Origin of the sequence: Pseudomonas sp. NBRC 100443 (assembly GCF_030268185.1) — a bacterium.
Taxonomy (GTDB): Bacteria; Pseudomonadota; Gammaproteobacteria; order Pseudomonadales; family Pseudomonadaceae; genus Pseudomonas; species Pseudomonas citronellolis.
The window spans coordinates 85,837-100,116 of record NZ_BSQE01000028.1; the positions used below are offsets into that span (position 1 = coordinate 85,837).

12 protein-coding genes, 1 other RNA gene, 2 pseudogenes and 1 riboswitch are annotated in these 14,280 nt (G+C 63.3%); of the genes and pseudogenes, 13 read left to right on the plus strand and 2 right to left on the minus strand.

Annotation, left to right across the window (positions count from 1 at the left end; genetic code table 11):
* Nucleotides 1-51 precede the first annotated feature (51 nt).
* The 13 genes and pseudogenes from QSJ95_RS28230 to hxsC all read left to right on the plus strand — a co-directional run bounded on the left by QSJ95_RS28230 (nucleotide 52) and on the right by hxsC (nucleotide 13,699).
* On the plus strand, nucleotides 52-2,883 hold the full coding sequence (locus tag QSJ95_RS28230) for an FAD-binding and (Fe-S)-binding domain-containing protein (RefSeq protein ID WP_285646881.1): 2,832 nt from the start codon (nucleotides 52-54) through the stop codon (nucleotides 2,881-2,883).
* Nucleotides 2,884-3,124: 241 nt separating this feature from the next.
* Nucleotides 3,125-3,799 (plus strand): response regulator, encoded by a 675-nt coding sequence (locus QSJ95_RS28235; RefSeq protein ID WP_009613084.1) that lies wholly within the window; start codon nucleotides 3,125-3,127, stop codon nucleotides 3,797-3,799.
* Nucleotides 3,796-5,181: a sensor histidine kinase gene (locus tag QSJ95_RS28240; protein WP_285646885.1), complete on the plus strand. Its 1,386-nt coding sequence runs from the start codon at nucleotides 3,796-3,798 to the stop codon at nucleotides 5,179-5,181. Before QSJ95_RS28235 ends, QSJ95_RS28240 begins: the two co-directional genes overlap by 4 nt.
* A gap of 92 nt (nucleotides 5,182-5,273) precedes the next feature.
* Complete coding sequence (locus QSJ95_RS28245; RefSeq protein ID WP_043268982.1) at nucleotides 5,274-5,525, plus strand: PA2433 domain-containing protein; 252 nt, start codon at nucleotides 5,274-5,276, stop codon at nucleotides 5,523-5,525.
* 112 nt (nucleotides 5,526-5,637) lie between these two features.
* Nucleotides 5,638-5,807, plus strand: a riboswitch (yybP-ykoY riboswitch).
* A gap of 63 nt (nucleotides 5,808-5,870) precedes the next feature.
* Entirely contained in the window at nucleotides 5,871-6,881 is a 1,011-nt protein-coding gene (locus tag QSJ95_RS28250; protein ID WP_285646887.1) for a sodium:calcium antiporter, read from the plus strand.
* Between the two features lie 104 nt (nucleotides 6,882-6,985).
* Complete coding sequence (locus tag QSJ95_RS28255) at nucleotides 6,986-7,663, plus strand: type 1 glutamine amidotransferase domain-containing protein (protein WP_285646888.1); 678 nt, start codon at nucleotides 6,986-6,988, stop codon at nucleotides 7,661-7,663.
* Nucleotides 7,664-7,736: 73 nt separating this feature from the next.
* Nucleotides 7,737-8,092, plus strand: a transfer-messenger RNA (tmRNA) gene (ssrA, locus tag QSJ95_RS28260).
* Nucleotides 8,093-8,277: 185 nt separating this feature from the next.
* A complete protein-coding gene (locus tag QSJ95_RS28265; RefSeq protein WP_058488389.1) occupies nucleotides 8,278-9,534 on the plus strand; it encodes an integrase domain-containing protein in 1,257 nt (418 codons plus the stop codon).
* 52 nt (nucleotides 9,535-9,586) lie between these two features.
* Nucleotides 9,587-9,862, plus strand: a pseudogene (locus QSJ95_RS28270) (tyrosine-type recombinase/integrase); the annotation flags it as partial.
* Between the two features lie 622 nt (nucleotides 9,863-10,484).
* Nucleotides 10,485-10,790, plus strand: a complete 306-nt coding sequence (gene hxsA2 / locus QSJ95_RS28275; RefSeq protein WP_034076276.1) for a His-Xaa-Ser repeat protein HxsA2 — start codon at nucleotides 10,485-10,487, stop codon at nucleotides 10,788-10,790.
* On the plus strand, nucleotides 10,790-11,086 hold the full coding sequence (gene hxsD / locus QSJ95_RS28280; protein ID WP_058488388.1) for a His-Xaa-Ser system protein HxsD: 297 nt from the start codon (nucleotides 10,790-10,792) through the stop codon (nucleotides 11,084-11,086). The genes hxsA2 and hxsD overlap by 1 nt, the downstream gene beginning before the upstream one ends.
* A 1-nt stretch (nucleotide 11,087) precedes the next feature.
* On the plus strand, nucleotides 11,088-12,542 hold the full coding sequence (gene hxsB / locus QSJ95_RS28285; RefSeq protein WP_034076272.1) for a His-Xaa-Ser system radical SAM maturase HxsB: 1,455 nt from the start codon (nucleotides 11,088-11,090) through the stop codon (nucleotides 12,540-12,542).
* Nucleotides 12,536-13,699, plus strand: a complete 1,164-nt coding sequence (gene hxsC / locus QSJ95_RS28290; RefSeq protein WP_058488387.1) for a His-Xaa-Ser system radical SAM maturase HxsC — start codon at nucleotides 12,536-12,538, stop codon at nucleotides 13,697-13,699. Before hxsB ends, hxsC begins: the two co-directional genes overlap by 7 nt.
* A 29-nt stretch (nucleotides 13,700-13,728) precedes the next feature.
* On the opposite strand, the pseudogene QSJ95_RS28295 reads toward hxsC, so the two are convergent.
* Nucleotides 13,729-13,866: pseudogene (locus QSJ95_RS28295) on the minus strand (transposase); the annotation flags it as partial.
* A 235-nt stretch (nucleotides 13,867-14,101) separates the two neighbouring features.
* On the minus strand, nucleotides 14,102-14,280 hold a 179-nt coding region (locus QSJ95_RS28300; protein ID WP_285646893.1), incomplete at its 5' end, for a transposase.

Sequence of the window (14,280 nt, forward strand, 5' to 3'; positions counted from 1 at the left end):
ACCGATGGGCCGTCCAGCGGTCCACGCTCACCGATGATGACTGGAGCCGCCATGAGCCTGCCCGCCGCGTTCCTCGACACGGTAGAACACCTGATCCCCCGCGAGCGCCGCTTCGACGACCCGCTCTCGACCCTGGCCTTCGGCACCGACGCCAGCTTCTACCGGCTGATCCCCAAGCTGGTCATCCGCGTGGAGAGCGAAGACGAGGTGCGCACCCTGCTGCGCGCCGCCCACGCCCAGCAGGTGGCGGTGACCTTCCGCGCCGCCGGCACCAGCCTTTCCGGCCAGGCGGTCAGCGACTCGGTGCTGCTGGTGCTGGGCGACAACTGGAACGGCCGCGACATCCGCGCCAGCGGCGGGCAGATCCGCCTGCAGCCCGGCGTCATCGGCGCCCAGGCCAACGCCTGGCTGGCGCCCTTCGGCCGCAAGATCGGCCCGGACCCGGCCTCGATCAACGCCTGCAAGATCGGCGGCATCGTCGCCAACAACGCCAGCGGCATGTGCTGCGGCACCGCGCAGAACAGCTACAACACCCTGGCCGGCCTGCGCCTGGTGCTGGCCGACGGCACCCTGCTGGACAGCGAGGACGCAGCCTGCGTCGAGGCCTTCCAGGCCAGCCACGGCGAGCTGCTGGAACAACTGGCCGAACTGGGCCGGCAGACCCGCGCCAACACCGAGCTGGCGGCGAAGATCCGCCACAAGTACCGCCTGAAGAACACCACCGGCTTCTCCCTCAACGCCCTGGTGGACTACGACCAGCCGCTGGACATCCTCACCCACCTGATGGTCGGCTCCGAAGGCACCCTGGGCTTCATCAGCGCAGTGACCTACGACACCGTGCCGGACCACCCGCACAAGGCCAGCGCGCTGATCGTCTTCCCCGACGTGGAAACCTGCTGCAAGGCCGTGCCGGTGCTCAAGCAGCAGCCGGTGTCCGCCGTGGAACTGCTGGACCGCCGCAGCCTGCGCTCGGTGGAAAACATGCAGGGCATGCCGGTGTGGGTGAAGAGCCTGTCCGCCGGCGCCTGCGCGCTGCTCATCGAATCCCGCGCGGCGACGCAGACGCTGCTGCACGAACAGCTCGCGCAGATCATGGCCTCCATCGCCGAGTTCCCGGTGGAGAAACAGGTCGACTTCAGCGAAGACCCGCTCGTCTACAACCAGCTCTGGCGCATCCGCAAGGACACCTTCCCGGCCGTTGGCGCGGTGCGCGAGACCGGCACCACGGTGATCATCGAAGACGTCACCTTCCCCGTCGAACAACTGGCCGAGGGCGTCAACCGCCTGATCGAGCTGTTCGACAGGCACGGCTACGACGAGGCGATCCTGTTCGGCCACGCGCTGGAGGGCAACCTGCACTTCGTCTTCACCCAGGGCTTCGACTCGCCCGAGCAGGTGGCGCGCTATTCGGCCTTCATGGACGACGTGGCGCACCTGGTGGCGGTGGAATACGGCGGCTCGCTGAAGGCCGAGCACGGCACCGGGCGCAACATGGCGCCCTTCGTCGAGCTGGAATGGGGCCACGACGCCTACCAGCTGATGTGGCAGCTCAAGCGCCTGCTCGACCCCAAGGGCATCCTCAACCCCGGCGTCATCCTCACCGACGACCCGCAACTGCACCTGAAGAACCTCAAGCCGCTGCCGGCCGCCGACGAGATCGTCGACAAGTGCATCGAGTGCGGCTTCTGCGAGCCGGTCTGCCCGTCCAAGGGCCTGACCTTGAGCCCGCGCCAGCGCATCGTCATGTGGCGCGATATCCAGGCCAAGCGCCGCAGCGGCGTCGACACCACGCAACTGGAGCGCGACTACCAGTACCAGGGCATCGACACCTGCGCCGCCACCGGCCTGTGCGCCCAGCGCTGCCCGGTGAACATCAACACCGGCGAGCTGGTGAAGAAGCTGCGCGGCGAGCAGGCCCGCCACGCCGGCACCGCCACCTGGCTGGCGCGCAACTTCGCCACGGCGATGAAAGGCACGCGCTTCATGCTGCATGCCGCCAATGGCGCACGCATGGTTCTCGGCGCGCCGCGCCTGGCCAGCCTCAGCGCCTCCATCAGCCATGCCAGCAAGGGCCGCGTGCCGCAGTGGACGCCGGCCATGCCGCAGCCGGTGCGCTTCAGCCTGCCGGCGGCCAGCGATATCGCCGACAAGCCGCGGGTGGTCTACCTCACCGCCTGCGTGTCACGCGCCATGGGCCCGGCGGCCGGCGACGAGGAACAGGTGCCGCTGATCGACAAGACCCGTCAGTTGCTGGAAAAGGCCGGCTACCAGGTGGTGTTCCCGGACAACGCCGACAACCTCTGCTGTGGCCAGCCCTTCGCCTCCAAGGGCTACAAGCAGCAGGCCGACGACAAGCGCGACGAACTGCTGGCCGCGCTGCTGCAGGCCAGCCGCGGCGGGCTCGACCCGATCTACTGCGACACCAGCCCCTGCACCCTGCGCCTGGTCCAGGACCTGGCCGACAGCCGGCTGCAAATCTACGACCCGGTGAAGTTCATCCGCAGCTTCCTGGTCGAGCGCCTAGACTTCCAGCCGCTGGACAAGCCGGTGGCGGTGCACGTCACCTGCAGCACCCAGCACCTGGGCGAAAGCCAGGCGCTGATCGACCTGGTGCGCCGCTGCACGAACGAAGTGGTGATCCCCGAAGGCATCCACTGCTGCGGCTTCGCCGGCGACAAGGGCTTCACCACCCCGGAGCTCAACGCCCACTCGCTACGCAGCCTGAAAGACGCGGTGCAGTACTGCGAAGAAGGCATCTCCACCAGCCGCACCTGCGAAATCGGCCTGAGCGCCCACAGCGGCATCGACTACCACGGCGTGGTCTACCTGGTGGACCGCGTAACCCGCCCCCGCGCGCAGGCGCAGCGGATCGACGCACCGTAGGGCGAATAACCGTTCGCGGTTATCCGCCGTTGCCCCGGCACGCAACCACCCGGCGAGCTCCCCGTAGGATGGGTTGAGCGAAGCGATACCCATCGCCACCACCGCATGGGTTTCGCAAGCTCAACCCATCCTACGAAAAGCGCCAGCCTTAACCCCACGTTAAGCGAGCCCTGCCAGCCTCTGCCGCGAAACCGCCGCTGCGGCTATCCTGCTCGGCGACAGCATGCGAATGGGGGCGAAGATGAGAATCCTGCTGGCTGAAGACGACCCGCTGCTGGGCGACGGCATCCGCGCCGGGCTGGGCCTGGAAGGCGACACCGTGGACTGGGTGACCGACGGCGTGGCCGCCGACCAGGCCCTGGCCACCGACGAGTTCGACCTGCTGGTGCTCGACCTCGGCCTGCCGCGGCGCGACGGCATGGAAGTGCTGCGCGGCCTGCGCAAGCGCGGCGACATGACCCCGGTGCTGATCCTCACCGCCCGCGACAAGGTGGCCGACCGCGTGGCCGGCCTGGACGCCGGCGCCGACGACTACCTGAGCAAGCCCTTCGACCTCGACGAACTGCTGGCCCGCGTGCGCGCCCTCACCCGCCGCCACACCGGCCGCGCCCAGCCGCTGCTGGAACACGGCCAGCTGCGCCTGGACCCGGCCACCCACCAGGTCAGCCTGGGCGGCGAGCCGGTGGAACTGGCCCCGCGCGAATACGCCCTGCTGCGCCTGCTGCTGGAACAGCGCGGCAAGGTGCTCTCGCGCACCCGCCTGGTGGAAGCCCTGTACGGCTGGGACGGCGAGCTGGAAAGCAACGCCATCGAAGTCCACGTCCACCACCTGCGGCGCAAGCTGGGCAACGAGCTGATCCGCACCGTGCGCGGCATCGGCTACGGCATCGACCGCCCGGCCAAGGACGCGCCTTGAGCGCCACGCCCGGCCGCACGCGCCGCGCCGGCTCGCTGAGCCGGCGCCTGCTGCTGCTGCTGATCGGCGGCGTGACGCTGTGCTGGCTGCTGGCCGGCACCCTCACCTACCACCTCGCCTCGCGCCAGGTGGACCGGCTCTACGACGAAGACATGATCGACTTCGGCGAGGCCGCCCTGCGCCTGGTGGACGTCGCCGGCGGCCAGGGCGAGCTGATCGCCCGCAGCCGCAAGGCCATCGAGGGCCTGCCGCTGATCAAGCGCGAATCCGCCCTGGGCTACAGCCTCTGGTACCAGGGCCAGCCGCTGTTCGCCACGCCCGGCCTGCCCACGGGCCTGGAAACCCTGGAGACCGGCTTCTCCGAAATCCGTCACAGCGGCATCACCTGGCGCGTCCTGCAACTGAGCACCCGCGACGAAAACGCGCGCATCTGGGTAGTGGAAAACCTCCACCACCGCAGCCACACCCTGCACCTGCTGCTGCTCAGCGCCCTCTTCCCGCTGCTGCTGGCCCTGCCGCTGCTGGCCCTGCTGGTGTGGTTCGGCGTCAACAACGGCCTGGCGCCGCTGCGCAGCCTCACCGCGCAACTGCACCAGCGCAGCGCGCGCAGCCTGCAGCCGCTGGCGCTCAACCGCGCGCCGGTGGAAGTGCACAGCCTGGTCAACGAACTCAACCTGCTGCTCGAACGCCTGGGCACCGCCATGGAAGCCGAGCGCCGCCTGACCAGCGACGCCGCCCACGAAATCCGCACCCCCCTGGCCAGCCTGCGCACCCACGCCCAGGTGGCGCTGCGCTCCTCCGACCCGGCGGTGCTCGCCCACGGCCTGCAGCAGGTCAGCCGCAGCGTCGAGCGCATCGGCACGCTGATGGAGCAGATCCTCCTGCTGGCGCGCCTGGACAACGAGGAACTGCACGAGACCTTCACCCCCGTCGACCTCGGCCAGCTCAGCGAGGAAACCATCGCCGACCTGGCGCCCCAGGCCATCGACAAGGGCATCGAGCTGACCCTGGAGAGCCAGGGCGCCGTGGTCATGGGCGTGCCGGTGTGGCTGGGCATCATGCTCGGCAACCTGGTGAGCAACGCCCTGCGCTACACCCCCGAGGGCGGCCGCGTGGAAGTGCGCCTGGGCACCGAGGGCGGCAAGGTGCAGCTGTGGGTGCTGGACTCCGGCCCCGGCGTGGCCGCCGCCGAGCAGGCCGCCATCTTCACCCGCTTCTACCGCAGCCCCGGCGTCGCCTCCGGCACCGGCGGCAGCGGCCTGGGGCTGCCCATCGTCAAGCGCGTGGTGGAAATCCACCAGGGCCACATCAGCCTGCACCCCGGCCTGGACGGGCGCGGCCTGGGCGTGCGGGTGGAACTGCCGTCCGCGCAACTTTCCTGAACCCCGGCACCTGCGGCGCAGTCCACCGTGCAGGCCCCGCTCGCCTGGCGAGTCGCCGCCTGTGACATGTTCAGCCGTACAGGTACCGCATCATGAAAACCACCATCCTGTTCATCAGTGCCGCGCTGCTCGCGTCGCCGGTGTTCGCCGCCGACCGCTGCAGCGACAACCTGCAGAGAATCGACGAGAGCATGCAGAGCACCAACCGCAGCGACAGCGTGCAGGAGCAGGCCATGCGGCTCCAGGAAAAGGCCGCCCAGGCCCAGGAACAGGGCAATACCCAGGCCTGCGTGGCCATGACCGAGAAGGCCCTCAAGCTGCTGAAAGCCTCGTCCAGCAGCTGAACCGACGCCCGGCGGGCGCCGCCGCGAGCGGGGAAACGCGGCGGCCCCGGGCCGCGGCAATCGACACATGAGGAAACAACCCCTTGAGCGCGCCGGGCAATCCGCTAGAATGCCCGGCGTCATTGGGGAGTAGCCGCCCGCCCGGAACACCGGCGGGGACCACGTCAACATCCTTGGCCGGCAGGCCATGGCGTGGCCAGCGCAAAGCCTGGCAAGACCTTTGACCATGCAACCTCCGCAACGGCCGGGGAGGCGCATGGTCATGGGTACTACACCGGCCGGGAGTTCCACCGTGATGCACCGCCTCCGTCCCGAATCGCCCTCCATCCGCGAGGAGCGCGCGCCATGCTGACCTTCGTCCTCGAACTGCTCGGCATGCTGCTGCTGATCCTGATCGCCGCCGAACTCTTCACCAACGCCCTGGAACACCTGGGCGAGCGCCTGGGCATCTCCGAAGGCGTCACCGGCTCGCTGTTCGCCGCCATCGGCACCGCCCTGCCGGAAACCCTGGTGCCGCTGCTGGCGCTGGTGGCCGGCACCAGCAACGTCTCGCTCAACGAAGAAGTGGGCGTGGGCGCCATCCTCGGCGCGCCGCTGATGCTCTCCACCCTGTCCACCTGCCTGATGGCCTGCTTCGTCCTCCGCGGCCGTGGCCTGCGCGGGCGCCTGGTGCCCGAGCGCAGCGGCCTGCTGCGCGACCTCAACTTCTTCCTCCTGGCCTTCTGCCTGGCCACGGTGGCGATGTTCGTGCCCTCGCAACTGCACAGCTACCGCATCGGCCTGAGCGTGCTGCTGGTGCTCACCTACATCGGCTACATCACCCTCACCCTGCGCGCCTCCCGCGACCTGGTGGAAGACGGCCACGGCACCGCGGCGGAAAACCCCATGTGGCTGTCGCGCCTGGGCCTGCCGACCAACGTCGTCACCATCCTCGTGCAACTGGTGCTGGGCCTGGCCCTGCTGGTGCTCGGCGCCAAGGGCTTCATCCACGGCGTGGAGGGCCTGTCCGACCTGCTCGGCATCTCCGCCCTGCTGCTCTCGCTGCTGATCATCCCCATCGCCACCGAGCTGCCGGAGAAGGTCAACAGCATCCTCTGGGTGCGCCGCGGCAAGGACACCCTGGCCTTCGGCAACATCACCGGCGCCATGGTCTTCCAGGGCACCCTGTTGCCGGCCATCGGCATCCTGCTGACGCCCTGGCAGCCGCGCCTCGAAGTGCTCACCGGGGTGCTGGTGACCCTCGGCGCGGCGCTCTGGCTGCGCCTCAACGCCCGCCACGACGGCATCGCCGCCTGGGCGCTGCTGGGCAACGGCGCGCTCTACGTCGCCTACCTGGCCATCACCCTCGGCCGCTGAACGCCGGCGCCGCCGTGCAAGCCACGGCGCAGCGCCTAAACTGACGGTTCCGCCAGGCGCCCGGCCGGCGCCTGCCGACACACCGCTGCATGCAAGGAGAGGCCATGAAGATCCTGGTAGTGCTCACATCCCACGACCAACTGGGCGACACCGGCAAGAAAACCGGCTTCTGGCTGGAGGAGTTCGCCGCGCCCTACTACGTGTTCAAGGACGCCGGCGCCGAGCTGACGCTCGCCTCGCCCAAGGGCGGCCAGCCGCCGCTGGACCCGAAAAGCGACGAGCCCGACGCCCAGACGCCGGCCACCGAGCGCTTCCGCAAGGACCCCGAAGCCCAGGCCGCCCTGGCCAACACGCGCAAGCTGGCCGAGGTGAACGAAGCCGACTACGACGCCGTCTTCTACCCCGGCGGCCACGGCCCCCTGTGGGACCTGGCCGAGGACAGGTACTCCATCGCCCTGATCGAATCCTTCGTCAGCGCCGGCAAGCCGGTCGCCGCCGTCTGCCACGCCCCCGGCGTGCTGCGCCACGTGAAGAACGGCGACGGCAAGCCGCTGGTCGAGGGCCGCCACGTCACCGGCTTCTCCAACAGCGAGGAAGAAGCCGTGGGCCTGACCAACGTGGTGCCCTTCCTGGTGCAGAGCGAACTCAAGGCCAAGGGCGGCCGCTACGCCAAGGCCGACGACTGGCAGAGCCACGTGGAAGTGGACCGCCTGCTGATCACCGGGCAAAACCCCGCATCGAGCGAAGCGGTGGCCGCCGCCGTGCTGAAACTCCTGGCCTGACAGGGGCTTGCAGAGCCCCCGGTGGACTCGCCGGGGGCTTTGCCGTACACTGGCCGGGACCTTCAAAGGTTCTGGGGCCGATTAGGATTCGACGCCGGTAACAAAACTTGAGGGGCATGCCGAGTAGGTGACAGTTCTCGTAAATCCGCTGCCACAGTTCATAGTTGCCAACGACGACAACTACGCTCTGGCCGCCTAAGGGCGCCAGCAGACCCTAGGGGATGCCTGTAAACCCGAAGATTAGGTCTGTCAGATAGAACAGGATCGCCGCCAAGTTCGCTGTAGACGTAACGGCTAAAACTCATACAGCTCGCTCCAAGCGCCCTGCCACTCGGGCCGCGCGGAGTTAACTCAGTAGAGATGGCTAAGCATGTAGAACCGATAGCGGAGAGCTGGCGGACGGGGGTTCAAATCCCCCCGGCTCCACCAAATACACATCTAAAGACGTCCTCGGACGTCTTTTTTTTCGCCTGAAACCCAGTAAATACGGGGCTTTCAGCGTCATCACGATCCGATAGCGTCCAGCAGGATCTATGAGATTCGGTATTCCAAGTGGTATTCCAAGCCATCCACTGGTAATTTTTGGAATACCGAAACCGTCCCTGGAATACCCCATGTGCGCCCAAGCAACCCGCCTATCTGATCTCAAGGTCAAAGCCGCCAAACCTCAGGAGAAGGACTATGTCCTGAGCGATGGTGACGGCCTACAGATGCGAGTGAGAAGCAATGGCTCTAAGCTCTGGAACTTCAACTACCGTCACCCGGTGACGAAGAGCCGGATCAACATGGGCCTCGGAACCTTCCCCGAAGTTTCATTGGCGCAAGCACGCAAGAGAACCGTTGAGGCACGAGAACTCCTCGCCCACGGCATCGACCCCAAAGAGAAACGGAATACAGAGCAGCAAGCCAAGAAGGCGGCAACCGAGCACACATTCCAGAATGTGGCGACGGCTTGGTATGAACTGAAAAAGGATGCGGTGACGCAAGCTTACGCCGAAGACATCTGGCGCTCCCTCACGCTGCACATCTTCCCCGACTTGGGCACCACTCCGATTTCCGCCATCAACGCCCCCCAGGTGATCAACCTACTCCGGCCGCTTGAGACCAAGGGGAGCCTCGAAACCGTTAAGCGGCTGACACAGCGGCTCAATGAGATCATGACCTACGGGGTCAACTCGGGACTGATTCACGCGAACCCACTCAGTGGGATCCGCTCCGTCTTCAAGAAGCCGAAGAAAAAGAACATGGCAGCACTGCCTCCTGATGAGCTGAAAGAACTCATGGTGGCAATCGCCAATGCCAGCATCAAAAGGACAACCCGCTGCCTGATCGAATGGCAGCTTCACACTATGACCCGGCCAGCCGAGGCAGCGACCACCCGCTGGGTGGACATCGATATCGAGAAGAAGATCTGGACGATCCCTGCAGAACGCATGAAGAAACGCCGTACGCACATTGTCCCGCTCACGGAGCAGGCGCTCGCGCTCCTAGAAGCGATCAAACCCTACAGTGGGCACAGGGAATACGTGTTCCCCGCAGACCGGAACCCTCGCACCCACTGCAACAGCCAGACCGCCAACATGGCACTCAAACGCATGGGTTTCGAAGGGCGCCTGGTCAGCCACGGCATGCGCTCGATGGCGAGCACCATCCTCAACGAGCATGGCTGGGATCCTGAACTGATCGAGGTGGCGCTGGCTCACGTAGACAAGGACGAGGTTCGCAGCGCCTACAACCGGGCGGACTATATCGAGCGCAGACGTCCGATGATGGCGTGGTGGAGTGAACACATTCAGGAATCAGCTACCGGCAACCTTTCGATGTCAGCCATCAAGGAAAACCGGGACAGAAAAGTCGTGTCGCTTCGTTGAGCAATCAGATTAAAAGCAGGTTTTTCGCGGTACTGAAGGACTGACTGATGAAGCTTCCTCATTCCGCCAGATGCTCAACGTCTTGGGCTGGGGCGGAAAATACAGCCCTCACGTCACACGGACGACAGGCAGCACCAGACTCAATGAAATGGGATTTTCAGCAGACTGGATCGAAAGGCAACTGGCACATACCGAGCAGAATGCAGTTCGGCGCACCTATAACCACGCAGAGTATCTAGCCGACCGGGCTAAAATGATGCAGCAATGGGCGGATATGCTGGAAGCTTGGAAGACCAATAGCGAGGGCTCATCCAGCGTAAACACCTAGGCCTAGACTCACATACCTTACCTGCACTGAGGTGGTGGACGCTTCCGACGAGTTTTCCCTAGATGACCTAGTGAAAGCCGACAAAAAAGGCGCCTCACGGCGCCTTTTTTGTGCTCCTTGTAGCAGGGCAACGTCAGCACTGTGAATGGGGCCCCTGAGCCCCCTTCCGCTACCGCGGGACAGTAGTTCTGGTGCTGCTCGGGCTCCCCGATGCAGGGTGATGCAAAGCCTCTAGCAGGTGAACGGCAGAGAACGGCCCAGGCTGTGTAAAAACGTTTCTGAGAATCGGGTCTGCTAAAAAAGCGAGCGAATTGCGCACTTCCTCGCGAATTCCAGCCGGTTCAGCCTAGAAAACCTCCGCAAATTTTACGTAGCGACGTGAACCTCGATTATGAGCGAGCGTTTTTACACAGCCTCGGCCAGAAGCGGACACTGACAGTTAAAGCTTTGCATAACGGCAGGTGAATCCGAGATGCCGCGCTAAGCGGGCTGATTCGCAGCTGCAGCACCTACAAAGGTTAGTCCGCTGGAGTCAGTGAAATTTCGACTAATGGCACTTTGCTCCACCATGGATCTGCCCCTATAGTGCCGCTATACCCCCACCATTCACAGGGATGTTGAGATGAAAAAACGTGATTTCCTGCTGCCCCTTGCTACCCTGACTGCCGCCGTAACCGCTAACCAAGCCTCGGCCTCCGTTGCAGTGCATGGAACCGACAAGGCAGCTGAGAACACTGCCATTGAGAACCAGGGGGCGGCATTGCCAATCGTCAACGTCGGCGAGCAAATGGTCACCGGTCGCCAAGGCGACAACCTCTTCAGCTTCATCCTCAAGCGTGGAGAAGACGGCCAGATGGTCGCTGCCCACTACTCGCATAGCTCGCACGCCTCCCATAGCTCTCACAGCTCGCACTACTCGAGCCGCTGATGGCTGGTCTCGCTGAGCTGACCTTCGACAGTCAGTTGTATGGTGTGGATGCGATCCAGAAGGCGGCATATCGCTCTATGCACGCCTTCACGCTCAATCTAAAGGTCGAAGGCGGGAACATGCTCTGCAAGCTGATCGGCAACATCACGACAGAGCAAGACGCGTTTGAACGCGCTGTCGAAGAGTTCCGCAAAGACGTCCTCGACTATCAGTTGCGGGCACAGCTTCACGCAGAAACCGCCCCCATCCGCAACCTAATCATGGGATTGGCTTTCTCCAATGCCAGGCTGAACTGAAGTGAGTAAATTCCAAGGACTGGATGCTTATATCCGGCGAGACGGGTACGAGCTGCTGCCGTTCAAATTCGACCGCCTCGAAGGTGATGACTATGTCATTACTAACATGACCGGCGAACACCTTGTCGTGCCGATGGAGGAGTTGCGCGCGCTCCTCTCCAAAGATCTTGCCGCTGAACATCCGCTCTATGCGTCGCTGCGTGCCAAGCATTTCATCCGATACGCCGATGAGCAGGCACCGCTGGATCTGCTGGCGCTGAAGCTGCGTACGCGCCTCTCGCGACTGGCAGGCCTCACTAGCCTCCACATCTTCGTTGTGACACTGCGTTGTGACCACAGCTGCCCGTACTGCCAAGTGTCGCGGCAAATGGACGGGGAAGCCTTCGACATGACGCCAGAGATGGCGGACAAGGCTTTAGATTTCGTTTTCCGATCTCCTAACCCAGCGATCAAGATCGAGTTCCAGGGCGGCGAGCCGCTCTTGAATTTCGAGATGGTGCGCTATGTGGTCGAGGCCGCAAAACGGCGTAACCTGGTTGAAAAGCGTGATCTTGAGTTTGTCATCGCCACCACGCTTTCACTGCTCACTGACGAAGTCCTCACGTTCTGCCACGAGCACGACATCATCCTGTCGACCTCGCTCGATGGTCCTGCAGACCTACACAACGCCAATCGCCCACGCGTCGGTCGCGATAGCTTCGAACGCTTCGAAGATGGCTTGGCCAAGGCTCGAAATGTCCTCGGCGTGGACAGAGTCAGCGCCCTCATGACTACCACGGACAAGAGCCTGCCTCGAGTCCGTGAAATCATCGATGAGTACGTTCGACTGGGGTTCAACGGCATTTTTCTTCGGGCTCTTTCTCCGTATGGATTTGCGATCAAAACCCGCAAATTCATGACCTACAATACGGAGCGCTGGCTGGAATTCTACAAGGAAGGCCTCGCGTACATCCTCGAGCTGAACAAGGCAGGCATCCCCTTCGTTGAGCACTATGCATCGTTGATCCTCAAGAAGATGCTGACCAGCAATGACCCGGGCTATGTTGATCTGATGAACCCCGCCGGCGCCGGCATCGCGGCGATCGTCTTCAACTACGACGGCTCGGTCTATGCATCGGACGAGAGTCGGATGCTCGCAGAGATGGGTGATCAGTCCTTCCGGTTGGGCAACATCCTGACTGACAGCTACGAAGACATCATCCTCTCCGATGTGCTGCTCGACGCTTTGGAACAGTCTTTCACGCTTAGTGCGCCGATGTGTTCTGACTGCGCCTTTGAGCCCTATTGCGGTGCCGAGCCGGTCTTCCATCACGCCATTTTCAAAGACGTCTTGGGGCGCAAATCAGAGTCCTCGTTCTGCAAGCGGAACATGACGATCTTCAAACACCTTATCCGCCTGATGCAGTCTGATGCATCCACTCGCCGCCTCTTCATGCAGTGGGCCAACGCATGCTGAAACTCGCTGGGAAAGTCGGTCGAATCCAACTGGTTGAAGTCCAAGATCGCCCATTGCTTCTGCAGGTGAGCACCAACCCGGAGCTGCCGATGGTGCTGCGGACGACTAGAGCATTCCTGGTCTCTTCGCAGGAGCTGCCGGAAGGCTACCAGCACTATCTAATCCCCGAGCCTCTTGAATGGCGCGTTCGAGAGCTGGAAGGAAAGAGCTCGTTCACCTTGCTGCCCAATGACTACAACTACCTGGGCCACAACGACATCATCCGCCTGGACGGCCAGGCGATCCGAGTGCTCTTCAGGGCCAACTCCGGTCACAACTCGCTGCTGGTAACTGAGCAGTGCAACCACTACTGTCTGATGTGTTCTCAGCCTCCCAAGAACATCGACGACAGCTGGATACTCGATGAGCTCGAGGCACTGATTCCCCTGATCCCCAGGGAAACGCCTGAGGTAGGTTTTTCAGGTGGAGAACCGACGCTGGCAGGGAGGCGATTCATCAATCTCATCCGGATGATGAAGTCGTATCTGCCGAGGACAGTCGTCCATGTGCTCTCAAACGGACGCACGTTCGCAGATGAGCATTTTGCTCGACAGTACGCAGAGATTGCGCACCCCGACATCATGATCGGAATCCCACTCTACTCCGATGATCCCGACCTGCATGACTACATTGTTCAAGCGCCGGGAGCATTCCAGGAAACCGTTCAAGGGATCCTCAACCTCAAGCGTCTTGGTCAGAAGGTTGAGATTCGGATCGTGCTGCACAAGCAGTCGATCAGTCGCCTACCGCAACTGTGCGAGTACATCGCGCGGAACCTTCTGTTCGTCGATCACGTGACGCTGATGGGACTGGAAATGATTGGCTTCACGCGCGCCAATTTGGATGCCCTGTGGGTTGACCCCGCAGACTACCGAGACGTCCTGAGTGAAGCTGTAGGCATCTTGGCAGCCTATCGCATGAACGTGTCCGTTTATAACCACCAGTTGTGCTTGGTGAACGATGACGTGCTTCCCTATTACCGTAAGTCCATCAGCGATTGGAAGAACGAGTACGTACCAGAGTGCGACGGCTGCGCCCGCAAATCCCAATGCGGGGGCTTCTTCTCCTCTGGCGTACGCAATGGGTACAGCAGAGCGATCACCCCGTTCCTAGTGTGACGCCTGCCCAATGAAAAGCTCAGCTACGTCAGCCCGATGTTGAGCTGTGCCTCATGTTCGAGGCGGCGACTCGACAGGATGCGGCTGAGGTAACCGTAGATATAGATCTTCAGCAGGACGGCCGGGTTATACGCAGGCCGGCCAGGTTCCCGGGCAGCTGCGTGCATTGACCTCAATGCTCGCCTTGGATGAAACGCTTCGCGTATTCAGGCAAGAGAAAACTGCGCTGCTTTGGGTCCAGGCTGTGTGAAAAGAGCAAAACTCGGGGTTCTGCATCGCTCCTGGTCCATGGCAAAGGCTGAGATGGGGTTTGGGCCGAAATAGCGTTCTGCTTGCGGTAGTGGGGCATCTGAGGTCTGCGATCGCCTCGGGAGACGGCAAGAAGCGTGGAAAAAGTCCTTCTCAGGACTGCAAGGCCGCCACCGCTTCGCGGATGCCCAAAATGCTCATCAACCGTTTGAGGTTGTAGGCGAGCACATGCAGGCTCATCTCGGTGCTCACTCGGGGTAGCGTTTTGGTCAGGAAGTGCGTCGAGCCCATCCAGTGCTTGAGCGTGCCAAATGGATGCTCGACGGTCTGGC